Here is a 24485-nt window from a genome sequence, read left to right as displayed (position 1 = left end):
AATGAAATGTGAAAGGGCGTTTTAATTGTGGATACAATATTTTGGATAATTATAGTCCTGATGTTCATAGTGGGCTTTGTCGGATTAATTTTTCCAGTTATTCCAAGCGTTTTATTTATATTTGGGGGGATTTTGTTATATGGGCTATTTTATTCCTTTGAACCTTTTGGATGGTTCTTTTGGACAGTCCAAATTTTATTTGTCATTCTCTTATTCGCAGCAGATTATATCGCAAACATGGTCGGGGTCAAAAAATATGGAGGGACCAAAGCGGGGGTTTGGGGCAGTACAATCGGGCTTCTTGTCGGACCATTTGTGATACCATTTGTCGGGATATTAATAGGGCCTTTTATAGGCGCATTCCTGGCAGAAATCATAGTCCATAAAAAAGACCCTATTACTGCATCTAAAATCGGCCTTGGTTCCGTTATCGGATTTATAAGCAGTGTGATTACAAAAGGTATCATCCAACTTTTGATGATTGCGTATTTTTTATTCGTGGTATTCTCATAGGAAATAGAATTGAATTGAAAAAGTGAGGCATAAGGTTTGAAACCGTTTCAAAAATTTGATACTCTATTGCTAGCGAGCTTTAGGTATCTTAAGAGAACTAGAGCCCTCAAAAAAACAGCTTACATAGGGAGGAATTTTATTATGGCTTTCGAACTTCCACAATTACCGTATGCATATGACGCATTAGAACCACACATCGACAAAGAAACAATGAACATTCACCACACTAAACATCACAACACGTATGTGACAAACTTGAACAATGCTCTAGAAGGCAACCAAGAACTTCTAAGCAAAAGCGTTGAAGAAATTGTTGCTAATCTTGATGCAGTACCTGAAGCTGTTCGTACAGCTGTACGTAACAATGGTGGTGGACATGCTAACCACTCATTATTCTGGGAAATCCTTTCACCAAACGGTGGCGGACAACCAACTGGTGAATTAGCTGATGCTATCACATCTAAATTTGGCAGCTTTGACAGCTTTAAAGAAGAGTTCGCTAAAGCGGCTACTACTCGTTTCGGATCTGGCTGGGCATGGCTTGCTGTAAACAACGGTGAGTTAGAAGTAACAAGCACACCGAACCAAGACAACCCATTATCAGAAGGTAAAACTCCACTTCTTGGATTGGATGTTTGGGAGCATGCTTACTACCTAAACTACCAAAACCGTCGTCCTGAATACATCAATTCTTTCTGGAATGTTGTTAACTGGGATGAAGTTGCAAAACGTTACAGCGCAGCTAAATAATTAGTAGGAATTAAAAAGACGGGAATCCCTTTTACGGGGATTCCCGTCTTTTGTTTATCTCTGTCTACGCCTTACAGGCTAGCCAATCGAAGAGTTTTCTTTACACTTCTTATAACCCGTTGAGAGGAAGAAAATTCGAGGTAGTAACGGGTTAAGGTAACAAGTGTAAGGGCACCTACATCTCTGTCTACGCCTTACAGGCTAGCCAATCGATGAGTTTTCTTTACTTTTTTTCACATAAATACCCTTGTTTTTTCAAACACTAGAGTGGAATTTAAAGGAGAGTTAAAACAATGGGTATTTTAGAGAGATGGATGGGTGAAGCGGGAGCGAAGAAGGATTTGCATCTCCTCTTGCTGATTGGCGGCCTGTACAGCCTCAGTATCGCTTTATCCAATACATTCGTTAATGTGTATCTGTGGAAACAATCCGGTCAAATTGTTGATATTGCCGTATATAATCTAACCGTGGTGCTTTTTCAACCGCTAACCTTTGTATTCGCTGGCAGATTAGCGAAAAAAGTAGACCGGATCATTGTCCTGCGTTTGGGTGTTATCTTTTTGGCCCTATTTTATTTATCAGTTCTTTTGGTCGGCACAAGGGCCACGGATTTCATTTGGCTACTTGGTGCACTGTTAGGGATTGGGTATGGGTTCTATTGGCTTGCTTATAATGTGTTGACTTTTGAGATTACGGAACCAGAAACAAGAGACTTCTTCAATGGATTTTTAGGGATTTTATCTTCATTTGGAGGGATGATTGGTCCCATTCTTTCAGGGTTTATCATTTCGAGGCTCGAGAAATTCACAGGTTATTCTATTGTTTTCGGATTATCGTTACTTTTGTTTTCCATAGCAGTGTTTCTCAGCTTTTCATTAAAAAGGCGTCCGGCTCATGGGAAATACTTTTTCATACGGATAATGAAGGAACGAAAAAATAATCGAAATTGGCTTTTAATAACTCGTGCTCACTTTTTTCAGGGAATACGAGAAGGAACATTCATGTTTATCATTTCGATTATTGTTTTTATTCAGACGGATAGTGAACTTGCTTTGGGCGGTTATGGGCTCTTAAATTCAGCTATATCTTTTATTGCTTATTTTGTTGCTTCTCGATATATAAAACAGCCGATGCGAAAAAAAGCAATTCTTGTTGGGGGAATCCTGTTGTATGCAGGGATCTTGCTAATTGCTTTTGATATCACATTTGGAAAGCTTCTCATTTATGGGGCAATCGTTGCAACCGCCTACCCAATTCTACTCGTACCGTATATATCATTGACTTATGATATTATAGGCCGGGCTTGGAATGCCGCAGAAATGAGAATTGAATATATCGTAGTTCGTGAGCTGTTCGTTCATTTTGGAAGAATCGTTTCTATATTAGGATTTATTCTGTCAGTCATGTTTTTCGAATTAAAACAGATCCTGCCAATATATCTGTTAATCGTCGGGGCGGGGCATACTATGATTTATTGGTTTGTGCGGAAAATCGACATCAATGACCAAAATTGAAAAAGAGGCCTTAGAGGCCTCTTTTCAATATCTAAGACTTACGATTTTTGAAATTATGAGCCGTAAGTCACTTTTTATGTAAAGTTCGTTAGATGTTTAATATTTCTAGTACACTAAGGTAGAAAAAAATATAAATGTTCTATAGAATGGTATAGGACTATTATGACTATGTAAAAAGGATGTGTGGCTTAGTGTGAATAAAAAGAAAAAGAAAAAGACGCATGTGCCTTTCAGATTGAATATTCTTTTCTTTTTAGTATTTGTTTTGTTTTCTGCTTTAGTTTTGCGTTTGGGTGTTGTACAGATTGTGTATGGTGATGATTACCGGCGCGAGATTGAAAGAACAGAGGAAGTGACCGTGAATAATTCGGTGCCCCGTGGGAAAATGTATGACCGTAATTTAAAACTGATGGTCGACAACCAACCACTGGATGCAATTACATATACAAGAAAGCAAGGTACGAAACAAATTGAAATGGTCGAAACGGCTGAGAAACTTGCGAAGTTGATTGATAAAGAAACGAATAAAGTGACGGATCGTGATAAAAAGGATTTTTGGATTTTGAATAATCCAGAGCTTGCCGAGAAAAAGATTACGGATAAAGAGAGAAAAAAAGTAGAAGAGGGCGAGCTTGAAGAAGGTGATTTGTATAAGCTTCAGCTTGATCGAATTACTGAAAAAGAAATGGAGATTCCTAAAGAAGAAATGGAAGTCCTTGCTATTTATAGAGAATTCGCAAGTGGATATGCTCTGACTCCGCAAATTGTGAAAAACAAGAAAGTAACGAAGGAAGAATTTGCAAAGGTGAGTGAAAACCTTGATTCGCTTCCTGGGGTTGATGTATCAACGGATTGGGATCGTTTCTATACGTATAATAAAACGCTCAAATCTGTGTTAGGGAAAGTTTCTTCTTCTGAAGAAGGATTACCTAGTGAAAGCCTGGACTATTATCTAGCACGCGATTATAGCCGGAATGACCGAGTAGGTAAGAGTTATATTGAGGCGCAATATGAGGATATTCTTCAAGGACAGAAAGCTAAGGTAAGGAATGTGACCGATAAATCAGGGAACATTGTGGATTCCGAAGTGATTACAGAAGGTTCGCGAGGAAAAGATCTTATATTGACAGTTGATATGGATTTACAACTTGCAACAGAGGAAATCATTGAAAAGCAATTGATTGCCAAGAAAAAAATGGGCAACACTAAGTTCTTGGATAGAGCCTTTGTCGTTATGATGGATCCTAATACAGGGGAAATTTTAACGATGGCTGGTAAGAAATATGAGAAGGATCCGAAAACAGGGAAATCTTCCATAGAGGACTTTGCATTAGGGAATATTACGACTTCCTATACGATGGGTTCTTCCGTAAAAGGTGCAACTGTTTTGACCGGTTATCAAGAGGGTGCCATCCAGCCGGGTACTTACTTTTATGATACGAAGCTGAAAATCAAGGGTACAAAGGAAAAAGGCTCATATAGTAACTTCGGGAATATTAATGATTTAACCGCCTTAAAAGTATCCTCGAACGTTTATATGTTTAGGACAGCGATTAATATTGCAGGTGCAAATTATGTTCCGAACGAACCATTAAATATAAGTTCAAGCGCCTTTTCAACTATGCGTAATTCATTTGCCCAGTTTGGCTTGGGTGTCCGTACGGGGATCGACCTCCCGAATGAAATGAGTGGATTCAAAGGTTCGGAAACGTCACCAGGTAAGCTGCTTGACCTCGCAATCGGACAGTACGATACGTACACACCGATGCAGCTTGTGCAATATGTTTCAGCCATTGCGAATGGTGGAAATCGTATGAAGCCGCATATGGTTAAGGAAATCCGTGATCCTGTTGATAATAATGAGGAATTGGGTCCTGTTGCGGAAGACGTTTCACCAACTGTCCTTAATCGTCTTGAAATGAAGGAAGAATGGATAGAACGTGTGCAGAGCGGTTTCGAGAAAGTTTCGATGGAACAAGGCGGAACAGCATATACTTACTTTGGGAATAAATCATATACGGTAGCGGCTAAAACTGGGACGGCGCAAGCGTTCTATGACGGTCCGAACCGAGCGGATTATAGCGAACCTCAAGATACGATGAATATCACGTTGGTCGGCTATGCACCTGCTGAAAACCCTGAAGTTGCTTTTGCTGTTGTTGTCCCGTGGGCGTACCAGGGCCATTCGGGACATAATATGAGTAAAGAAATTGGCGAAGAGATTATGGATACTTATTTCAAACTGAAAAAAGAGCGTGCTAAGAAAGGGAAGACTGAAGAAACGACTGAGTTGAAGGTAGAGAATGGTAAAGACGTTCAAAAAGAGCAGGCTGAAATAAGAAAAAGTCAGGAAAATGAATAAAAAGTCGTAAAACACGTTTTTGGGTAAAACCGAAAGCGTGTTTTTTTGTCATAAAGTAAAATTGCTCCGTGGTGTCATGCTATCAGTTTGCCTCGACCTTTGCACTTTCCCCTTATGAAAAAGACTTATAATCACTTCAGTTGGAGTTGGAGTAATTTCCCCCGTATGTAAATAACCACTGGGCACAAAATAAGAGAGTGATTAATGTAAAAGATACTGTTGTTAATTAGTACCATATTACTTTTTGACTACCTTTACAATATATAAACAATTATTTACTGAATGTTTACAATTGCTTTAAACGGAATTTACAGTCAAAACGTATGATGTGTTTGTAGGACAAAATATTCATATAAAATTCTTAGGGGGATATACAAATGAGACGTTTCAAATTTATGGCAATGACTGCAGTAATGGGTGGAGTAATAGCAGTGGCAGCTGGATGTGGATCTAATGATACTTCAAACAGCGGTAAAGGAAATGAAACGGCTTCAGATAAACTCAAGGGCGAAGTGATTATGGATGGTTCATCGACTGTATTTCCAATCATGGAAGCAGTTGCTGAAGAATATATGACGGCACAACCTGATGTTAAAGTATCTGTAGGATCATCGGGAACAGGTGGAGGATTTAAAAAATTCATCGCTGGAGAAACGGATCTAACTAATGCGTCCCGACCAGTCAAAGACGAAGAAAGTGCGTTACTTGATGAAAAGGGAGTTAAGTATACAGAAATGAAGCTTGCGTTTGATGGTATTTCTATCGTTGTCAATAAAGATAATGAGTTCATCGATAAAATGACAGTTGACGAACTAAGAAAGCTTTGGGTTGACAATGGATCAGTGAAGAAATGGTCTGATATACGTCCGGAATGGCCGAAGGAAGAAATTAAATTTTACTCTCCGGGAACTGATTCTGGCACATATGATTATTTCAACGAAGTTATTTTAGAGGAAAAACCAATGGTCGAAAATGCGACTCTTTCTGAAGATGATAACGTTCTTGTACAAGGGGTAGAAGGTGACAAAAATGCGATTGGTTTCTTCGGATTTGCTTACTATGCAGAAAATAAGGATAAATTAAAAGTTGTATCCATCGATAATGGTAAGGGTGCTGTTGAGCCGACACATGAAACGATTAAAAGCGGAGAGTATGCACCACTGTCTCGTCCTTTGTACACATATGTATCCAATAAAAGTGTAGCTGAAAAAGAACAAGTGGCTGATTATACTCAATTCGTCATTGAAAATGCTGGAGAGCTTTCTGAAGAAGTAGGCTACGTCAGCTTACCGGAAGAAGAGTACAAGAAGGATCTTGAAAAATTGAACGAACTAAAAAAATAATCAGTTTAACAGGCTGCCCAATCTCTTAGTATAAATAGAGGGATTGGGTAGCCCCTTAATATTGCGTGTCTGAAATGGAGGATACATGTTGGAACCGAAACAAACAGATACCTATTCTGTACAGCAATTAATTCTAGAAAAGAAAAGCAAAAAAAGATTGAATATAGAGAAACTCATTCCTAAGCTGTTGTTCCTTACAGCAGTGATTTCTGTATTTATAACCATTGGGATAGTCCTTACGTTGATTTTTGAAACTTTTATATTTTTTGAGAAAGTGTCCATCGTGGAGTTTTTAACAGGACATAAATGGTTACCCTTTGCATCCACGCCTTCCTTTGGGGTTATGCCACTTGTTGTTGGAACATTAAAGGTAACGGTAATAGCGGCGATAGTTGCAGTTCCGATAGGTCTTGCAACCGCCATTTTCTTGAGTGAATATGCATCAGAGAAAACACGGAGAATCATTAAGCCGATTTTAGAAGTTTTAGCTGGAATCCCTACTATCGTTTATGGCTTCTTTGCCTTAACCTTTGTAACGCCAGTATTGAGGGATATATTCCCTTCCCTTGACATGTTCAATGCTATAAGTCCTGGGATTGTGGTAGGAATCATGATCATGCCGATGATTGCCTCTTTATCGGAAGATGCACTTGTCTCAGTACCGAAATCGATTCGTGAGGGTGCGTATGCTCTAGGAGCTACAAAGCTGGAAACGACGATTAAAGTGGTATTGCCAGCAGCCATGTCCGGTATCGTTGCTTCAATTGTCCTGGCTTTATCCAGAGCAATTGGAGAGACCATGATCGTAAGTGTCGCAGGTGGATCGACTCCAAGTATGAGTATGGACGTCACAAATTCTATTCAAACGATGACTGCCTATATCGTACAGGTGAGTACTGGAGACGCAGGGTACGGGACAACGATTTACTACAGCATATATGCGGTTGGAATGACACTGTTCGTCTTTACGCTTATTATGAATTTATTGGCGCAGTTCATCTCCCGCAAGTTCAGGGAGGAATATTAAAACATGAAACTGATAAACAAAAATCATGTTGTAAAAAAAATGCCCACTCGGCTGGCGGTTAACTCGATATGTAAAGGATTATTCTTCTTAGCAACCTTATTTGGCCTTCTGGTATTGGCCATTTTATTTTATCGGATATTGACTCAAGGAATTGGTCATTTAAATTTAGATTTCTTCCAGAATTTCGCTTCAAGGAGACCGGAAGAGGCTGGTGTAAAGGCAGCTCTTATCGGTTCGATATGGTTAATGGCCGTCGTTACCCCAGTTTCCCTTCTTCTCGGTGTGGGAACGGCGATTTATTTAGAGGAATATGCACGAAAGAATTGGATCACATCTTTTATAAAGTTGAATATATCCAACCTGGCAGGTGTTCCGTCAATTGTATTTGGATTGCTCGGTTTGACGGTTTTCGTTAGGGCTCTAGCCTTGGATCGCTCCGTGTTGGCAGCAGGTTTGACGATGAGCCTACTCGTCTTGCCAGTCATCATTGTTGCAGCTCAGGAAGCCATACGTTCTGTACCGCGTGACTTAAGGGAAGCTTCTTATGGAATGGGTGCAACAAAGTGGCAGACAATTTTAAAAGTGGTTCTTCCAGCTGCGATACCTGGTATTTTGACAGGTGGAATACTAGCTTTATCCCGGGCGATTGGGGAAACGGCTCCATTAGTGGTGGTTGGTATCCCGTTGTTCATCGCCTTTTTACCGCAATCGGTCATGGATACTTTTACGGTGCTACCGATGCAAATCTATAACTGGACATCCCGGCCACAGGAAGAATTTCAGCAGGTTGCGGCTGCAGGTATCATCGTTTTACTTGCCCTGTTAATTTTAATGAATTCGATAGCTGTCATAATCCGTAATAAATTCCAGAAAAGATACTGATTGGAGGAAGGAAAGAATGAATATGACATTAACGGGACCCAAAAAGGCTCCAACAGTTGGAATAGAAAATGAAAATGCAGATTCTGTTTTCTTAAAGGAAACGGTGTATGAAACGTCAGATCTCAATTTATGGTACGGTGAAAACCATGCTTTAAAAAATATTAACCTAGATATGTATCAAAATGAAGTGACTGCCATTATCGGGCCTTCAGGATGTGGAAAATCTACCTACATCAAAACGTTAAATCGGATGATTGAACTTGTTCCAGATGTTAAAACGACTGGGCAGATTAAATATAGGAACCGCAATATTCTAGATCAGTCTTACAAGGTAGAAGATTTAAGGACACAGGTTGGTATGGTTTTCCAAAAACCTAATCCCTTCCCTAAATCAATTTATGAAAATGTTATATACGGACCAAAAATCCACGGTATCAAAAATAAAAAGATTCTAGACCAAATCGTAGAAAAGAGTTTAAAAGGGGCAGCCATTTGGGATGAAGTGAAAGACCGTCTGCATGAAAATGCGTATGGACTTTCTGGTGGACAGCAACAGCGCCTTTGTATCGCTCGTTGTCTGGCGATTGAACCTGATGTCATTTTAATGGATGAACCGACTTCTGCTCTTGATCCTATTTCCACTTTGAAAATAGAAGAATTAGTCCAAGAGCTAAAAAAAGATTTCAGTATCATCATCGTTACTCATAATATGCAGCAGGCTGCTCGTATCTCTGATAAAACGGCCTTCTTCTTAAATGGGGAAGTCATCGAATATTCCGACACTAACACCATCTTTTCGAACCCGAATGATAAGAGAACAGAAGATTATATTACCGGACGTTTTGGCTAATGAAAAGGAGATGCGACAATGGTTGTTCGTGAAAATTTTGAGCTTCAATTAAAAGAATTGCAAGAGAAAATAGTGAAGTTGGCAAATTTAGCTTCAGGTGCGATATCAAAATCATTTACCGCACTGGAAAACAAGAATCTTGAAGAGGCTCTTGAAGTTATTGATGATGATACAATAGCTGATTTACTTGAAGAGGAAATTAATGACTTTGCGATTTTACTGATTGCTAAGCAACAGCCAGTTGCGATTGATTTGCGGAGAATCATTGCTGCTATAAAAATAGCTTCAGATATTGAAAGGATGGCGGACTTTGGCGTCAATATCGCTAAATCAGCCATCCGAATCGGTGACCAGCCATTTATTCTGCCTTTAACACCATTAAAGCAGATGCATGATATTACATTAAAGATGATTGAACTTTCGATAGATGCATTCGAGAAGGAAGATGTTGTTCTTTCAAGAGAAATCATTGAAATGGATGATGAGGTCGATCGCTTTTATGGAGAGATGATTCGAAGTCTCCTTCGACTTTCAGATGAAAAAAACCTTCAGCAGATCACACAGCTTTCTTTAATTGCCCGTTATTTAGAAAGAACGGCTGACCATACAACGAATATAGCTGAAAATATCTACTTTCTGGTAAGAGGGAGATATATTGGCAGGAATGAATGAATACATTCCTAAATGGAAAAAGAGTGACTTTTTTTTCGGACAAAGTCCAATTAAAAAGTCTCTCTTTTTTTTAATGAGTTAAAGTATGGGCCAACTGTCTGTATGTCATATTATTTGTAACGACAAAGTCGCCGATTTGAACATTTTTAGAGAAATCATGTTCATTCATATAAGCTTCAAAACCAGCAGCATCATCGATGATTTTCTCTTTAGCTAGAATCTGGGTAATTTCTGTAGTGGTCATATTCGATTTCACTTTTAAAGTATAGGAGACGATCGAGCCTTCCTTTTTGGAAATCTCTTTCTCTTTCGCTTCCTGAATCGGACTTACATCTTGTTTTTTCTGTTTTTCTTTGTCCGCATTCTTCGAGGGCTTGCCTGCTATTTCGCCTTCATCCGTCGGAGATGACACGACAAATCCTTTTTTTACGAGCAATTCCTTAGCTTCCTCCGTAGTCGGAGCGTGGCTTGCATTCGCCCCTGTGCCATAATAAAAGCCAGCAAATATTGCGGTGGAAAAAATGATACCGGCGGAAAGACCCTGCAGTGTTGCTTTATTCATCTTCGTTTCCCGGCAATCTATGTTGTTCGATGACAGAGATGGTTTGTTCCGTTGTTAAAGAGGATTGCTCAGCGATTTGGTTCAAAGAAAGGCCTTGGCTGTATAAAGAAAGAACCTGGCTTTTTAAAATTTTATGAATAGGCTCCAATTCATTGGAAGAAACAGCTTGTTGGAATTTGGATTCAGGATTAATCAGCTCATCCTGAATAACAAATTCCTCCTCAAGAATCTTCACTTTCTTCTTTAATTGGTAGATATCCTGCATATAGGTTAAGGTCATCTGCTCTAGATCTTCTTCTAACTTGGCAATCTTATCTTGTTTGAAAAAAGATATCATAAGTATAACGGTGGCTAATGAGAATAATAGGATAATAAGGGCTTCCATGCTTTCACCTCAGAAGAGAATTTTCGACATTTACTTATATTTTACACATATTTAAGAAAAATTGGTGATTTTCATATTTTTATATCATCTAAAATACTGCTTAGCTTCATAATTATGTCTTATTTGTAACAAATTTTTGTCGAAAAACATGATGCCTTTTACTGAGATGGAAAATTTTTGATTTTAAAACGGGAAAAAACCCTTTGCTAGCCAACTTACATAAAATTCGACAAAATGTGTTTATTGTCCATAAGCCAATTCAATGCTAACATGAAGATAGAATAAAAAGAAAAGACGAAATATTTTGAATAGTTAATTATAAGTGAAACTAAAGAAGAATATGGTGTGCAGAATCTAATAAGGATAGTTACGCTGTCAGCGCCTAACGATAAGTTATATATAAATTAATTAGAGAAAGGGATGATTGTATGAGTTCACTATCCGCGTATATGCCGCAGGATAACCAGGAATTATATCGAAAGGGGTTAAAGGCTGGGCTATGGATGGACGAGAGTTTTGATTGGTATCCTGAAGAGGATATAATGAGTCATCCTAATGGAGAGATACGGACGCTTGTACAAACTTATAATCAGGGACAGGTAACCTTTTCAAAGTTTACGATAAGGAATACCTCATTTGAGCCTAAACATCCGAAGGTGTTTTTTCACTATGAAAACGCTTTCGAAAGGCAGGCAGTGGCTTTTTACAGTCCAAATGAAAGGGCGATTTTACATGTTGCCCCTCAATCGATTGCTTTATTAGGGGGATTGGTAAAGGGTAAAAGCATCTCGCAATATTGCATTCAAGGTAAAGGAAGCCTTTATCAAGAGGGGTGTTTTAAATCACTGAAAGAAGGACTACTTGCCTATTCACCGCTTGCCAAGGGAGAGGTCACGAGTATGTTTACCTTAGAGACGGAGATCTTGCCGAAGGAATGTGTGGAGGCGGTCGCTTGGGCCATTCATGCTGAAACTAGAGAAGAAGCGAAAGTCATAAATAATCAGCTTCTCCTGACGATGCAAAACATGGGTAAATAAACTATAAAAAAAAGTTTATGTTGTATTTCCCGAAAAACATACTAGCAATTCACACTAAATAATGCTATTATAGAAAAGTCCTATGTGAAAAAGTCAATATGTTTGGAGGGAAATACACATGCGCGTGAATATTACGTTAGCTTGCACTGAATGTGGAGACCGTAACTATATTTCTAAAAAAAATAAACGTAACAATCCAGACCGTCTTGAGCTTAAAAAATACTGCTCAAGAGAAAAACGCAGCACCACTCACCGTGAAACAAAGTAAGCAACAGGATTTTTCCTGTTGTTTTTTTTATGCTTTTTTGATTGTCCCCACTTTAATATTCGATTTTTGAAAGAATCTAGCCCCTTTTAATGAACCTTTTTCTAATATGCACGGAATAATTCGACAATTTTCTACTTCGTATTTAGTAAATGAATAAATATTATGAGATAATAATAGAAGTAGACTAAAGGAGTCGGAAAAGATGAGAGAACATAAGAAAAAGCTCCGGCAGGAAGTTAGATCTCGTTTAATGGAGCTAACCAAAGAGGAGCACGAAGAATTATCGAATAAAATTGCTGAAAACTTATTTTCCCTTGATGAATGGAAAAAAGCTAAAACCATTGGGATTACTATTTCAATTCCTCCGGAAGTTCCAACTGTCCGTATTATCGAGCAAGCATGGAGTGAGGGAAAAGAAGTAGCCGTTCCAAAATGTGACCCTGAAAAGAAAACGATGGAGTTCAAAAAGATTATGTCCTTTAATCAGCTGGAATCTGTTTATTATGGACTACTTGAACCTGTAGCTGAAACAAATAAAGCTACTATTGAGGAATTAGATGTATTAGTTGTACCAGGCCTTGCTTTTACAAAAGAAGGGTATCGACTGGGGTTTGGGGGCGGCTATTATGACCGTTTTCTCTCTTACTACCGAGGAGCTACATTAGCTCTTACATACGAAGTTCAAATAATAGATGATCTGCCTATTGAGGTGCATGATATCGCGGTGGGTAAACTTATTACCCCAACAAAGGTTTTACGGACATATGCCCATTAGAAGATGAAGTTCATTAATTATCATTTTTAGCTCATAAAAATCCTATCCTGTATCACACTAACGGTAGGAGGGATTGTTATGCTTCGATTAATTGTTCAGATTTTCTTGGTTGGATTAGTGGTTTATGCAGGCTATCAAAACCGGTATCGCTTGATAAATGTTGCGCTATCTAACGGCTTAGTAAGAAGGTTTCTAGTGACCAAATCCTTGGATATGCCAATTGTCAGGGATAAAATGATGCAAAGCATGTTCAGTCAGACCAAATGATGATGTCAGCCTTTTAAAAAGGAACCTGAATAAGGGTTCCTTTTTTATTTAAAAGGAGAGAAAGATTGGAATTAAACAGTCTCTTTTTTTACTTTTTTCTTAATTTCGTCTATAGTTTTAATTAAATGAAACAGGAATTTTAGAAGGAAAAGATTCATTGGAAAGTGGGGAAGGTATTGGGATTTAAAGAGGATTATTTGTTTTGGGAGATTGTAAGGCAGTTGTCAACCCAATATGATTATCGAATGATCACTGTCACGGAAAACCATCAGGAGATTTGGCTCGAAAGCGATAAAAATAAGGAGTTCCCGGTCATCAGACTTATTCGTCATGATTTGGATTGGGCAAACTGGCTGAAACGCGATATTGACCGAACCTTGCAGAATGGGGAAAAAATCCGAAGAAAATTATACAAAAAACCTATTTCGATATTAAGTATCTACGTTAGTAAATTTGCTCCTGTAGATGATTATGAATTTAGTTTGCAGCCTGCATCATTTCAAAAATCGAAGGTTAACACGTTTATTTTAGCTTGTGAAACGTTTCCCGCTTCGTTACAAAATCTTGAGCATGTCCTAAAAAAACCGCTAACCATTCACGATCTGAAAGCTGAAGATTTAGATGAAGAAAAAGTTCTCACGTTAAAGCAGGCCGCCATCACGGAATCCGTTAAAAAGACTAAGGCTGAGCAAAAAGTGTTTCAAAATTCTAAACCATTCTTTACATATATATTCATTGCTATACAAATAGCTGTTTTTATCTTGATGGAGTTCAATGGTGGAAGCACCAATTCGAAGACGCTGATTGAGTTTGGAGCTAAATATTCTCCCTACATCATACAAGGGGAATGGTGGAGATTCTTTAGCCCGATGATCGTCCATATTGGCTTTATCCATTTACTTATGAATACATTTTCGTTGTATTTAATCGGTGCTGAAGTAGAAAGGATTTATGGAAACGCCAGGTTCTTATTCATTTATATTTTTGCTGGGTTTGCCGGGACTTTGGGCAGCTTTATTATGACACCAAATCTTTCAGCAGGAGCGAGCGGTGCTATTTTCGGCTGCTTTGGGGCACTTCTGTATTTTGGAATTGTATATCCGAAATTATTTATGCGATCTATGGGCTCTTCGGTCATCGTTTTAATTATTATTAATCTAGTTTATGGTTTCACTGTTTCAGGCATTGACAATGCAGGGCATATTGGCGGATTGATTGGCGGCTTCTTGGCTGCTGGAGTGGTCCACCTTCCAAAAGCTAAAAATCTCTTGCGTCAGCTGGCCTTTTTAATAGGAACGGCAGTACTGACATATATCTTGCTGCAATTCGGTTTTAACCATCAGAATAGTGCAGCTATAGATGATAAAACCATGGCTATGTTGGCCCAGGAATACATTGACAATGAAGAAGAAGATAAAGCGGAGGATATATTGATCAAATATGTGAATGAAAATTCTGACGCACCGCTTTCACTTTTTATACTAGGGAATTTATCTTTTGGCGCAGAGGATATAAATCAGGCTCGTGATTATTATGAAAAAGCGATTGAACAAAATCCTGAATTACATGAAGCCCATTACAATCTGGCTTTAGTTTATGTGAATCTAGGGTTATATGATCAAGCTAAAGAACAAGCTCAAAAGGCAATTGAGCTTGCTCCAGAGAAAAAATCATATACTAAATTGTTAAAAAAAATTGAAAATCAACTATAGCTTCTGACGTAGCATAATAGGGGTACCGTCTTCCAGTGTAAACAAGACAAGTATTTCACTTTGATTCTTTGCTACAAGCAATTGGGGGATGGTGCTACCTTGTGAACTCACAGTAGAGCCATCCTCCTTTTTTACCCCTAACACATAATTTTTATAAAGTCCTTCCCAAAGCTTTCCTACAATTTCTTCACGTTGGAATTGGGGAAAGGCAGAAAGCCATTGGTTTTTTTTTGAAGGTAACTCGGTTAATGAGATAATTTTGTACTGATCTTGATTAATTTGAAATGTATTACTAGCTTCCTCCAAACTGTTTTGAGTAATTTCATCGGTCAAGTTGTCCAGCGTTTTTTTCCATTCGTTCTGTACTTCGGAAAGAGGTCTATGGAAATATTGAAAAGTTGGTGTAGTTACGGTATAAAGTTTATCTTTACTTAGTTGTTGAGCACTGGTAAAAATGGTTTCAGTTGGGTGTACCTCGGCATAGTGAAAAGTTACGGCTTCATAACGCCCGCTTTCGCTTTCTTTGGATTTAGCTTTTTGGGAGAGTCCTTGTTTATTTTGTCTCCAATTTTTTAAAGATCCAGTCAATTTCCCATTTTTGTATAGCAGGGAGACATCTTGGCGCAGGTAGGCAGACCGGTCCAACGAAGAATTGACCTTCCAAGTTATAGAGTATGTTGAATCTCCTATTTTTTTCGGCGTCAAATGAGTGGCAGCTTGTTCAAAATGGAGAGAGGTATCGATAGGAAAATAAATAATGGTTTCCTCTACCTGATTTTTATTTGAAAAATAAAGGATGACAAAAATGGTAGTTAGTACTAAAAAAGCAGTATACTTCAATTGTAGTTTCATTTTTCCCCTCCGTTTTAACGAATGATGACTGTTCAAAATACTAGGTTGGTTCGAATAATGAAATATGGAAATTTCAAAAGACCTTCAATGAACGTTCACTTTCCTAATGTTTCATCATATGAATAGAGTTGGACATCTATGAGGGGATGGGAAAAATTATCATAAGGGGAAATCTGCGCTTGTTACATGGCGGCGGATTCGTTATACTTTCCTATAGAATAGAGTAAAGAGGTTTATTATGAAAACATTTTATGATCTTCAACAATATTTGAAAAGATTCGGGACGTTTATTTATATTGGTGATCGTTTAGCCGAGCTTGAACTGATGGAAGCAGAAATCAGAGAAATTCATCGAATGCAGATGATGGACACGAAAGATTATCAAATGGCGATACTTTTAATTAGGCAGCAATTGTCTCTTGAAAGAGAAAAGCAGAAAAAAAATTGATAAAAAGGTGAGAATGATGGAAAAGTGGCTGATGGGTGTCGATTTAGGCGGTACAACTACCAAGCTTGCTCTAATTAATTTATACGGAGAGATTATTCATAAATGGGAAATCAGCACTGACATCTCCGAAAATGGTAAATTCATTACGATGAACATAGCCAAAGCGATTGATGCGAAGCTTGAAGAACTCAATGAACCGAAGAGTAAAGTGTTAGGTATAGGAATGGGCGCCCCTGGTCCTGTGAAATTTGTTAACGGTTCCATTTATGAAGCCATCAATATAGGATGGAAAGACTATCCTTTAAAAGATCTATTGGAAGTGGAGACATCTCTTCCGGCTGTAATCGATAATGATGCCAATATGGCAGCATTGGGGGAAATGTGGAAAGGCGCGGGTAATGGAGCCAAGGACCTTGTATGTGTTACTCTTGGAACAGGTGTAGGTGGCGGAATCATCCATAATGGGCAAATCGTCCATGGTACAAGTGGGGCGGCGGGTGAAATCGGACATATAACCGTTGTAACAGATGGTGGAGCTCCATGCAATTGCGGGAAAACGGGTTGTTTGGAAACGGTTGCTTCAGCAACAGGAATCGTCCGACTGGCTTTAGAGGCTTTGCACAATTCCGAGCAAATGTCCCTTCTTCAGCAGAAAATCAACGAGGGAATTATGCTCTCTTCTAAATTGTTATTCCAATGTGCAAATGCAGGTGATCCTCTATCTAAAGCTGTGGTAGATAAGGTATGCAATTACTTAGGGTTAGCCTTATCACATGTTGGGAATGTCATGAATCCAGATAAAATCGTTATTGGTGGAGGCGTTTCACAAGCGGGAGACATTCTGCTCGCCAATGTCCGTTCGGCATTTGAAAAATATTCATTTAAGCGGGTTTGTAAATCAACGAAAATTAGCCTTGCAACACTAGGCAATGATGCAGGGGTAATTGGAGCAGCTTGGCTTATTAAAAATCAATTAAATCCATGATTCTTTCCTTATAACCCTGTACAAACAGGGTTATAAGGTTAATTAATGCAATTTTCAAAAAAGTTTGTGCATCTAACAAATTGTAAGGCTTCATCTCAGTTAGGAAGTTCAATGTTTCTACTAACTATCAGTTGTAAGTGAACAATGAATCGTGATGGAAGTGTTTTGTTGTTTGGAAGTAAAAGATTATAGCTCCAACGCTTTTTTTATTAGGAGGGACCAGATTGAAAAGGGACTTCAAGAATCAGAAATATTCGTTATTTTGGGTTGTGTTTTTATCACTTTGGCTTAAAACATACATCGCTTATAAAACAAGTTTTGAGATAGATATTGAAAATTGGATTCAGGAAATCATATTATTCATTAATCCGGTCAGCTTCCTTTTACTAGCTCTTGGCATAAATATTTTTTTGAAAGAAACCAGACGAACAGCCTATTTGTTGACCATGAGTTTTTTAATTACCTTAGTACTGTTTGCCAACCTTGTTTTTTTTCGCTTTTTTAATGATTTTTTAACCATTCCAGTGCTTTTTCAGACGAGCAATATGAGCGACCTTGGAAGCAGTGTTCATGAACTGATTAATGCGAGTGACCTTTTGTATTTTGTTGATCTTCTTTTCTTGATAATACTTTTAAAATATAAACCGAAATTATTCTTTAATCGAGCGAACAATCTGCAGGATCGAAAATTCTATTTACTAATGACGATAGGAATTACGTTTTTTAACCTAGCATTAGCAGAAGCGGAGCGTCCTGAACTCCTTACTCGTACTTTTGACCGTGAAATCCTCGTTAAAAACATCGGTACGTACCATTACCACCTGTATGATGCAATATTACAGACAAAGTCATCGGCTCAGCGTGCTTTAGCAGATGGCAGTGAATTGACTGAGATTGAAAATTATGTTCGCGCCAATCAAAAAGCAGAGAATGATGACTTCTATGGGCTTGCCAAAGGAAAAAATGTGATTCTTGTATCATTGGAATCCACCCAGAGCTTTGTCATCAATAAAACCGTGAATGGTGAAGAAATCACCCCGTTTTTGAATAAATTTATTAAAGAGAGCTATTACTTTGATAACTTTTATCACCAAACTGGTCAAGGAAAAACGTCTGATTCCGAGTTCATTATTGAAAATTCTCTCTATCCATTAGGACGAGGCGCGGTATTTTTTACACATGCCCAGAATGAATATAAAGCTACTCCTGAAATATTAAAGGAAAATGGCTACTATACAGCTTCCTTGCATGCCAATAACAAAAGTTTTTGGAATCGTGATTTGATGTATGAATCTCTTGGGTACCAGCGTTTTTATAATAGTGATGATTATAAGGTTTCAGAAAAAAATTCGGTCAATTGGGGTTTGAATGATAAATCATTTTTCCAGCAATCAATTGCTCACTTAAAGGGAATGCCGGAGCCTTTTTATGCAAAGTTCATAACTTTAACCAATCATTTCCCATTTACTTTGAATGAAGAAGACAGGACATTGGAAGAATACAATTCTAATTCCAAAACATTGAATCAATATTTTCCGACTGTCCGCTATACTGACGAAGCGTTAGAACAATTTATCACAGATTTGAAACGTGACGGTTTATATGAAGATTCTATTATTGTATTATATGGCGACCATTATGGAATTTCGGAAAATCACAACTCAGCGATGAGCCAGTTCCTTGGGAAGGAGATCACTCCGTTCGAATCCATTCAACTTCAGCGTGTCCCATTGATCGTTCATATTCCTGGAGAGAAGGGACAAACCATTTCCACCGTTTCTGGGCAGATTGATGTAAGGCCTACTCTCCTTCATTTACTGGGTATTGAAAATGATGATTATATCGAATTCGGAAAAGACTTATTTTCTAAGGAGAAAATTGATTTTACCGTTCTTCGCGATAGCAGCTTCATCATGAAGAATTATCTCTATACTATGGATACCTGCTATGATAAAAAAACCGGAGAGCCTACGGAAAAGGAATCATGTGAAAGGTATTTGGAAAAGGCAAAGCAAGAGCTTGAATACTCAGACAAAATCATATACGGAGATTTGCTTCGATTTTATGAGCATTGATGTAAGGAACCTGGTGAAAACCAGGTTTTTTGTTTTTCTAAAGATAATTCAACTGGAATTCAGGATAAAGGCATCCTTTTATAAAACGCTGGAGCTTGGTGAACATCTTTCGGCTTTTCGTTTCATAAAGATTAAACAATGAAAGGGGCGAAGGCTATGAGAGTTGTGAGCAGAAGCGGTGATAGGTTGGCGTATTACAGTGATTTGTTTCAAATCCCAAAAGAATTAATTGAGGATGCCAATCCCGATATTCATGAAGGAATTTTGCCAGAAGGCCTGGATGTGGAAATTCCGGGTTTCATTCTTCAGAAGGAAACCCGGCTAGATATCGATTTAGCAGCTATTGCTTTACAATATCAACTGCCTATTGATGCGTTATTAATGGTAAATCATGTTGAACAAAGACCATTTTCTGTACCCGTTCGAATCATGGAACCTCTCCTTGTCACCGAAAAGCTCTATGATTATCAGTCGCTTCTTGATGACCTAGAAATTTTATCTTTTCATTACCCTTTTATAAAAGTTGAATCGATTGGTTTGAGTGTGTTAGGGAAAGAGCTCCTTGAAGTAAGAATAGGTAAAGGTGATAAGGTTATTCATTACAACGGTTCTTTTCATGCAAATGAATGGATTACATCGGCGGTCTTGATGAAATGGTTGAATGATTTGCTACTTTCAGTTACGAATGGTAGTTCTCTTTGCGGAATGGATTGCCTGCCCTTCTATAGAGATGTGACTATTTCGATGGTTCCAATGGTAAACCCGGATGGGGTTGATCTTGTCCTTAAGGGGGAGGTGGCTGCAGAGGAAAAGGTTGATGTGCTGAAAATAAATAATGATAACCCTGCATTTTATGCCTGGAAAGCCAATATCCGTGGAGTAGATCTGAATAATCAATATCCAGCTAATTGGGAGATTGAAAAGAAGAGGAAGGTTCCAAAGGCGCCTGCACCGAGGGATTTTCCAGGAGAGACCTGTTTATCAGAGCCAGAAGCAGTGGCAATGAAGGAGTTGGCTGAAAGACGAAATTTTGAAAGAGTGCTAGCGCTTCATACACAGGGAAAAGAGTTTTATTGGGGATATGAAGGACATGAACCAGAGCAGGCAGCAAATATAGCAAAAGAGTTTGAGGAGAGGAGCGGATACCGTGCTGTCCAATATGTTGACAGCCATGCAGGGTATAAGGATTGGTTTATTCAGGAGTTCAAGCGGGTAGGATTCACAATTGAGTTGGGTAAGGGAATTAATCCACTTCCACTATCGCATATGCCTACCATATATGAAGATTCAGTGAAGATTTTAATGGCAGGGCTGTATATGTGATGACGATTTTTGAAGGAATATACTTCCACGAAAATATAAGATAATTATTCGCCACATTTTCTCTTTTTTACTTTATAATGAAAGTCGTAAGGGTTTCGATTGGAAATCTTTACTCTTTCTAATGTCTCGCTCACATATGCCAGGCGTTTTAGTTTTGAAGTGGGAGGTGTGTGGAGATTAAAGTATCCAAAGCAGCTCTTTGTAAGCAGCTGTCTATCTGTAAGATGTTGTGTTTCGTCGCATTATTTATCTCCACTATCCTACTTATCTCGGCTTGTGAGCCTTCCAAGGACCTTAGTAAACCCGTAAATGATACGGAAAAAGAACACTCCCAATCTAACCAAGAAACTTCATTAAGCACATTAAAGATCCCAGCTTCAAAAACAGAAAAGATCGAAGCTATTTATGGATGGCTTGATTCTAAAACCATTTTATATTCTGTGAAGCAGGATGGTAATGATTTATCACAGTTGATGGTATGGAATTTGGAAACGAATGATACTTCCATTTTTTATCAGCCGTCTTTTGAGCTTTCTGAAGTATCAATCAGTCCAGCTGGTACGCATATTTTGGTATCGTCCTTCACGTCTTCAGGTAAAGCATCAATAGCGATCCTTGATCAAACAGGAAATCCGCTGTATTCTGTGGCAATACCAGCCTATGAATTAACTTATGAGTGGAATTCACATCAAGATGGCATGTTGTTTTTATCTAGTTTTAATGAAGACTGGACATACAGCAGCTATGTGTTAAATCCAGAAGAGCAAACAATGGAAACGCTCGACTTTCCGCAGCCATTTGCTCAGTGGTCAAGTGAAAAAGAACTGATGTTTCTTGATTGGAATAGGGAAGAACCCGCTTTGACGGCTCCTTTAGAAAGAAAAGCGCTGAATGATGATGGAGTAGAAAGCCTTATGCTCGATGTTATTCACTTTAAAAAAATGAAACAGGCGCTAATGACGATTCAAGTGGAGACAGAAAAACAAGATCGGGGTACATATGCATTTTATGATCAGACAAACAAACCGATCCACTCTTTTTCCGTACCGCTATTGAAAAGCTTTTCAGATTGGGTGATTCCATCCTATGATTTCATCGAAAAAAATAAGGAATTTATAACCTTTATTCCTAATGAATCAAAAGATGTTGACCAATATGATGGCAGGTTTACCTTAACTAAATTAAATTGGGAAAAAGGCACACAAGAAGAATTGATGAAGGACATGGAAAATGAACCATTAAGCTGTTCGCTTGATGGCAGACTATGCTTATATGGATATCAATTTGAGAAAATCATTGATATGAAAACCCATCAAATACAGAGATTATTTAAAGAAAGTTAATGACCTAAAACAAAAGCCCGCCGCATGGCGAGCTTTTTTCTTTAATGTGCAACAGGAAAACCGCTGTTGATGACAGTCATAACAGTAAACCAACCAAACACGACTGCACTGCCTGCTGCAAAAATGAATCCTAAGAAGTTTCTGTGTTTTAATGAGGTAACCACAGCTGCTGCACCTAGGATAGCCACAAGTCCGAAAACAACCATTAATATCATATCAAAACCCCCTTTTAAGTAATGAAAACCTAATCTCTAATAATATACCCAGAGAATAAAGTAACTACCAAAAATATGTAGAAAAGATTGCATTTGTTAATATTTTAATATTTTTTCAATTGTTTGTCGAGGTTTAAAAGGTGACACTTCTATGGCGTGAGTAAACTGGATTAACAATAGCAGCTTAAATTGGTGTAAGATAAGGGTAGAAAATCATAATGGAGTTGATGAAAATGAAATGGACTCAAATTCCTTTAGGCCCGCTGCAAACGAATTGCTATGTAGTTTCCGATGGACAGAACTGCATTATTTTCGATCCGGGTGAGGAGCCGCAGAAAATTATTCAGTACATACAAACTAAAAAGTTAAAGCCGCTAGCGATTTTATTAACACATGCTCATTTTGACCATATCGGAGCACTTGATGCAATCCGCGACTATTATGAGATACCTGCGTATATTCATGAAAAGGAAGCAAAGTGGCTGCTTGATCCTGCATTAAATGGTTCACAGAAGTGGTTCCCGGAAAACCCAATGCGGATGAAGCCGGCCGACCATATTCTCGTAAATGAGCAGGAACTTACTATTGGTGGGTTCACTTTTGAAGTATTCGAAACCCCTGGGCACTCACCGGGCAGCGTGTCTTATTATGCGAAGGAAGAGCGGTTGCTCTTTTCCGGGGATGTATTGTTCCAGGGAAGTGTTGGCAGAACCGATTTAATAGGCGGAAGCGAATCAGTGCTTTTAAAAAGCATTGATACAAAACTGCTAACGCTTTCTGATGATACTATTGTTTTTCCTGGTCATGGGCCAGTTACGACGATCTTAGATGAAAAGAATACAAACCCCTTTTTGAGATAAAAACTTTTGCAGGTGCCAGGTTTGGCACCTTTTTTTATTGTTGAATTTAAAAATGTGAATTTATTGAAAAATATTCCTTTCGCAATTATACTGAATATTAAAATAAATCGTGCTGCTTTTCTAGGTTTTAAAAACATGAAAGGAGGTTGGGATTATGGAGAGTGAGAACAAAGGTATATTGGAGAAGGCCTTGTTAGATTTAGAAAGTGGTTTTACTGACATTGTAAATTGGCGAAGGCATTTGCATCAGTATCCTGAATTATCTTTTCAAGAAACGGAAACCTCGCAATTTATTGCAGAGAAACTAATTAGTTTTGGATTAGAAGTTAGGAAAAATGTTGGTGGTAATGGTGTGATAGGCATATTATCCGGAGAGAATCCTGGTAAAACCATTGCATTGCGAGCGGATTTTGACGCATTGCCCATTCAGGATGAAAAAGAGACACCCTATAAGTCTTTAAAATCAGGAGTTATGCATGCGTGCGGTCATGATGGTCATACTGCGGCTCTATTAGGAACAGCCCGAACATTAAGCAAGTTCCGTGAAAAATTAAAGGGGCGTGTTATTTTTGTTTTCCAGCATGCAGAAGAAAAGCCACCAGGCGGTGCGAAGGATATGCTGGGAGATGGGGCCTTAGAGGGCGTGGATGCCGTTTATGGGGCGCATTTAGCCACAGATATACCTGTAGGGAAAATAGCGGTGGGTAGCGGGTACAAAATGGCTGCAGTGGACGCATTTGAAATCACCATTGAAGGAAAGGGCGGTCACGGGGCTAGACCTCAGGAAGCCATTGATTCGATCGTAATTGGAAGTGAGATTGTCCAAGCATTGCAAAAAATCGTGAGCAGAAGAATAAGCCCTCTACAATCTGCGGTTGTAACTATAGGAGTTTTTCATGCTGGCTCGGCCTTTAATATCATCGCGAATACGGCCAAACTCGAAGGGACCGTACGTACATTCAATCAAGAAGTAAGATTCCAAATCGAAGAAGAAATTCGCTCGATAGTGAAAGGGATAACCGAGGCAAATCATGCAGCCTATAAAATTGACTATCTGAATGGTTATCCTGCTTTATACAATCATAGGGAGGAAACGGAGATGGTTCGAAACATTTTTGTGAATACCTTTTCTGAAGAAGCTGTAGTTGAATTTTCCCCTTCTATGGGAGCAGAGGACTTTTCTTATTTCTTACTAGAGAAACCAGGTACTTATTTTAAAATCGGTGCAAGAAATGAGAATGACAACACCCATTTTCCTCATCACCATCCTCGATTTGATTTTGACGAAATCGCACTAATAGATACGGGGAAGGCTTTTATAGCTATAGTATCAAAAGATATGTTCTGAGTTTGTTTTTTTTGGAGCAGATCAAATTACAAGTTTATTGAACAAAGAAGTAATATAATCAATAACTATTTTGTGCATGAGCTTATTGTGGAAGGGGATCAAAGAAGAGGTGTTAAA

25 protein-coding genes are annotated in these 24485 nt (G+C 38.5%); 21 read left to right on the top strand and 4 right to left on the bottom strand.

Annotated elements, in window-relative coordinates; translation table 11 throughout:
• Positions 1-27 precede the first annotated feature (27 nt).
• The 9 genes from NST21_RS19195 (at position 28) to phoU (ending at position 9913) form a co-directional block, all read left to right on the top strand.
• Complete coding sequence (locus tag NST21_RS19195) at positions 28-513, top strand: DUF456 domain-containing protein (protein WP_056528682.1); 486 nt, start codon at positions 28-30, stop codon at positions 511-513.
• A 141-nt stretch (positions 514-654) separates the two neighbouring features.
• The gene (gene sodA / locus NST21_RS19190) at positions 655-1263 is read left to right on the top strand and encodes a superoxide dismutase SodA (RefSeq protein ID WP_053346971.1); all 609 of its coding nucleotides are present in this window, start codon (positions 655-657) and stop codon (positions 1261-1263) included.
• A 293-nt stretch (positions 1264-1556) separates the two neighbouring features.
• On the top strand, positions 1557-2777 hold the full coding sequence (locus tag NST21_RS19185) for an MFS transporter (protein WP_340890729.1): 1221 nt from the start codon (positions 1557-1559) through the stop codon (positions 2775-2777).
• A 193-nt stretch (positions 2778-2970) separates the two neighbouring features.
• Positions 2971-5139, top strand: coding sequence for a peptidoglycan D,D-transpeptidase FtsI family protein (locus NST21_RS19180; RefSeq protein ID WP_340890728.1), 2169 nt, complete (start codon positions 2971-2973; stop codon positions 5137-5139).
• A gap of 377 nt (positions 5140-5516) precedes the next feature.
• Positions 5517-6482, top strand: a complete 966-nt coding sequence (locus NST21_RS19175) for a PstS family phosphate ABC transporter substrate-binding protein (RefSeq protein ID WP_340890726.1) — start codon at positions 5517-5519, stop codon at positions 6480-6482.
• 88 nt (positions 6483-6570) lie between these two features.
• Positions 6571-7509: a phosphate ABC transporter permease subunit PstC gene (gene pstC / locus NST21_RS19170; protein ID WP_402877879.1), complete on the top strand. Its 939-nt coding sequence runs from the start codon at positions 6571-6573 to the stop codon at positions 7507-7509.
• A gap of 3 nt (positions 7510-7512) precedes the next feature.
• Complete coding sequence (gene pstA / locus NST21_RS19165; protein WP_201223641.1) at positions 7513-8391, top strand: phosphate ABC transporter permease PstA; 879 nt, start codon at positions 7513-7515, stop codon at positions 8389-8391.
• 16 nt (positions 8392-8407) lie between these two features.
• Positions 8408-9241: a phosphate ABC transporter ATP-binding protein PstB gene (pstB, locus tag NST21_RS19160; RefSeq protein WP_053346965.1), complete on the top strand. Its 834-nt coding sequence runs from the start codon at positions 8408-8410 to the stop codon at positions 9239-9241.
• Between the two features lie 18 nt (positions 9242-9259).
• Positions 9260-9913: a phosphate signaling complex protein PhoU gene (gene phoU, locus NST21_RS19155; RefSeq protein WP_340890724.1), complete on the top strand. Its 654-nt coding sequence runs from the start codon at positions 9260-9262 to the stop codon at positions 9911-9913.
• A 70-nt stretch (positions 9914-9983) separates the two neighbouring features.
• Here the strand turns inward: phoU and NST21_RS19150 are convergent, their stop codons facing one another.
• Together NST21_RS19150 and NST21_RS19145 are read right to left on the bottom strand one after the other, a co-directional pair.
• Positions 9984-10475, bottom strand: a complete 492-nt coding sequence (locus NST21_RS19150) for a hypothetical protein (protein WP_340890722.1) — start codon at positions 10473-10475, stop codon at positions 9984-9986.
• A complete protein-coding gene (locus tag NST21_RS19145) occupies positions 10468-10860 on the bottom strand; it encodes a hypothetical protein (protein WP_340890720.1) in 393 nt (130 codons plus the stop codon). Before NST21_RS19145 ends, NST21_RS19150 begins: the two co-directional genes overlap by 8 nt.
• A gap of 428 nt (positions 10861-11288) precedes the next feature.
• Here NST21_RS19145 and NST21_RS19140 point away from each other — a divergent pair, with 428 nt between their 5' ends.
• The 5 genes from NST21_RS19140 (at position 11289) to NST21_RS19120 (ending at position 14919) form a co-directional block, all read left to right on the top strand.
• The gene (locus tag NST21_RS19140; RefSeq protein WP_340890718.1) at positions 11289-11897 is read left to right on the top strand and encodes a hypothetical protein; all 609 of its coding nucleotides are present in this window, start codon (positions 11289-11291) and stop codon (positions 11895-11897) included.
• 118 nt (positions 11898-12015) lie between these two features.
• Entirely contained in the window at positions 12016-12165 is a 150-nt protein-coding gene (gene rpmG / locus NST21_RS19135; protein WP_028391797.1) for a 50S ribosomal protein L33, read from the top strand.
• 202 nt (positions 12166-12367) lie between these two features.
• The gene (locus tag NST21_RS19130; protein WP_053346960.1) at positions 12368-12940 is read left to right on the top strand and encodes a 5-formyltetrahydrofolate cyclo-ligase; all 573 of its coding nucleotides are present in this window, start codon (positions 12368-12370) and stop codon (positions 12938-12940) included.
• A gap of 78 nt (positions 12941-13018) precedes the next feature.
• Entirely contained in the window at positions 13019-13207 is a 189-nt protein-coding gene (locus tag NST21_RS19125; protein ID WP_053346959.1) for a hypothetical protein, read from the top strand.
• Between the two features lie 176 nt (positions 13208-13383).
• Positions 13384-14919 carry a rhomboid family intramembrane serine protease gene (locus tag NST21_RS19120; protein ID WP_340890717.1) on the top strand — a complete coding sequence of 512 codons (1536 nt, stop codon included), beginning with the start codon at positions 13384-13386 and terminating at the stop codon, positions 14917-14919.
• On the opposite strand, the gene NST21_RS19115 is transcribed toward NST21_RS19120, so the two are convergent.
• On the bottom strand, positions 14914-15771 hold the full coding sequence (locus NST21_RS19115; protein ID WP_340890716.1) for a hypothetical protein: 858 nt from the start codon (positions 15769-15771) through the stop codon (positions 14914-14916). The genes NST21_RS19120 and NST21_RS19115 overlap by 6 nt on opposite strands.
• Before the next feature lie 238 nt (positions 15772-16009).
• Between NST21_RS19115 and NST21_RS19110 the strand changes: the two genes are divergently transcribed.
• The 5 genes from NST21_RS19110 to NST21_RS19090 all read left to right on the top strand — a co-directional run bounded on the left by NST21_RS19110 (position 16010) and on the right by NST21_RS19090 (position 21945).
• On the top strand, positions 16010-16219 hold the full coding sequence (locus tag NST21_RS19110) for a YqgQ family protein (RefSeq protein WP_053346956.1): 210 nt from the start codon (positions 16010-16012) through the stop codon (positions 16217-16219).
• A gap of 13 nt (positions 16220-16232) precedes the next feature.
• Positions 16233-17204 (top strand): ROK family glucokinase, encoded by a 972-nt coding sequence (locus NST21_RS19105; protein ID WP_053348133.1) that lies wholly within the window; start codon positions 16233-16235, stop codon positions 17202-17204.
• 224 nt (positions 17205-17428) lie between these two features.
• Positions 17429-19279, top strand: a complete 1851-nt coding sequence (locus NST21_RS19100; RefSeq protein ID WP_056526063.1) for an LTA synthase family protein — start codon at positions 17429-17431, stop codon at positions 19277-19279.
• Positions 19280-19435: 156 nt separating this feature from the next.
• Positions 19436-20602, top strand: coding sequence for a M14 family metallopeptidase (locus NST21_RS19095; protein ID WP_340890712.1), 1167 nt, complete (start codon positions 19436-19438; stop codon positions 20600-20602).
• Positions 20603-20772: 170 nt separating this feature from the next.
• Entirely contained in the window at positions 20773-21945 is a 1173-nt protein-coding gene (locus NST21_RS19090) for a YqgU-like beta propeller domain-containing protein (RefSeq protein WP_340890710.1), read from the top strand.
• A 41-nt stretch (positions 21946-21986) separates the two neighbouring features.
• Here the strand turns inward: NST21_RS19090 and NST21_RS19085 are convergent, their stop codons facing one another.
• Positions 21987-22160, bottom strand: coding sequence for a DUF2759 domain-containing protein (locus NST21_RS19085; RefSeq protein ID WP_082527590.1), 174 nt, complete (start codon positions 22158-22160; stop codon positions 21987-21989).
• A 233-nt stretch (positions 22161-22393) separates the two neighbouring features.
• On the opposite strand from NST21_RS19085, the gene NST21_RS19080 reads away from it, so the two are divergent.
• Positions 22394-23020: an MBL fold metallo-hydrolase gene (locus NST21_RS19080; protein ID WP_053346952.1), complete on the top strand. Its 627-nt coding sequence runs from the start codon at positions 22394-22396 to the stop codon at positions 23018-23020.
• Between the two features lie 154 nt (positions 23021-23174).
• Positions 23175-24368 (top strand): M20 metallopeptidase family protein, encoded by a 1194-nt coding sequence (locus NST21_RS19075; RefSeq protein WP_377372671.1) that lies wholly within the window; start codon positions 23175-23177, stop codon positions 24366-24368.
• Positions 24369-24485 lie beyond the last annotated feature (117 nt).

The sequence above is a fragment of the Peribacillus sp. FSL K6-1552 genome, from assembly GCF_038005205.1.
Classification (GTDB): Bacteria; Bacillota; Bacilli; order Bacillales; family DSM-1321; genus Peribacillus; species Peribacillus butanolivorans.
This window is presented reverse-complemented; position numbering and strand designations above follow the sequence as displayed.

What these genes read in the sequence shown, in the direction of transcription:
- phoU (WP_340890724.1), top strand. Translation starts at nt 9,260, where the DNA reads ATGGTTGTTCGTGAAAATTTTGAGCTTCAATTAAAAGAATTGCAAGAG.
- NST21_RS19130 (WP_053346960.1), top strand. Translation starts at nt 12,368, where the DNA reads ATGAGAGAACATAAGAAAAAGCTCCGGCAGGAAGTTAGATCTCGTTTA.
- sodA (WP_053346971.1), top strand. Translation starts at nt 655, where the DNA reads ATGGCTTTCGAACTTCCACAATTACCGTATGCATATGACGCATTAGAA.
- NST21_RS19115 (WP_340890716.1), bottom strand. Translation starts at nt 15,771, where the DNA reads ATGAAACTACAATTGAAGTATACTGCTTTTTTAGTACTAACTACCATT.
- NST21_RS19095 (WP_340890712.1), top strand. Translation starts at nt 19,436, where the DNA reads ATGAGAGTTGTGAGCAGAAGCGGTGATAGGTTGGCGTATTACAGTGAT.
- NST21_RS19150 (WP_340890722.1), bottom strand. Translation starts at nt 10,475, where the DNA reads ATGAATAAAGCAACACTGCAGGGTCTTTCCGCCGGTATCATTTTTTCC.
- NST21_RS19175 (WP_340890726.1), top strand. Translation starts at nt 5,517, where the DNA reads ATGAGACGTTTCAAATTTATGGCAATGACTGCAGTAATGGGTGGAGTA.
- NST21_RS19110 (WP_053346956.1), top strand. Translation starts at nt 16,010, where the DNA reads ATGAAAACATTTTATGATCTTCAACAATATTTGAAAAGATTCGGGACG.
- pstA (WP_201223641.1), top strand. Translation starts at nt 7,513, where the DNA reads ATGAAACTGATAAACAAAAATCATGTTGTAAAAAAAATGCCCACTCGG.
- NST21_RS19145 (WP_340890720.1), bottom strand. Translation starts at nt 10,860, where the DNA reads ATGGAAGCCCTTATTATCCTATTATTCTCATTAGCCACCGTTATACTT.
- rpmG (WP_028391797.1), top strand. Translation starts at nt 12,016, where the DNA reads ATGCGCGTGAATATTACGTTAGCTTGCACTGAATGTGGAGACCGTAAC.
- pstB (WP_053346965.1), top strand. Translation starts at nt 8,408, where the DNA reads ATGAATATGACATTAACGGGACCCAAAAAGGCTCCAACAGTTGGAATA.
- NST21_RS19105 (WP_053348133.1), top strand. Translation starts at nt 16,233, where the DNA reads ATGATGGAAAAGTGGCTGATGGGTGTCGATTTAGGCGGTACAACTACC.
- NST21_RS19185 (WP_340890729.1), top strand. Translation starts at nt 1,557, where the DNA reads ATGGGTATTTTAGAGAGATGGATGGGTGAAGCGGGAGCGAAGAAGGAT.
- NST21_RS19140 (WP_340890718.1), top strand. Translation starts at nt 11,289, where the DNA reads ATGAGTTCACTATCCGCGTATATGCCGCAGGATAACCAGGAATTATAT.
- NST21_RS19125 (WP_053346959.1), top strand. Translation starts at nt 13,019, where the DNA reads ATGCTTCGATTAATTGTTCAGATTTTCTTGGTTGGATTAGTGGTTTAT.
- NST21_RS19075 (WP_377372671.1), top strand. Translation starts at nt 23,175, where the DNA reads ATGGAGAGTGAGAACAAAGGTATATTGGAGAAGGCCTTGTTAGATTTA.
- NST21_RS19080 (WP_053346952.1), top strand. Translation starts at nt 22,394, where the DNA reads ATGAAATGGACTCAAATTCCTTTAGGCCCGCTGCAAACGAATTGCTAT.
- NST21_RS19085 (WP_082527590.1), bottom strand. Translation starts at nt 22,160, where the DNA reads ATGATATTAATGGTTGTTTTCGGACTTGTGGCTATCCTAGGTGCAGCA.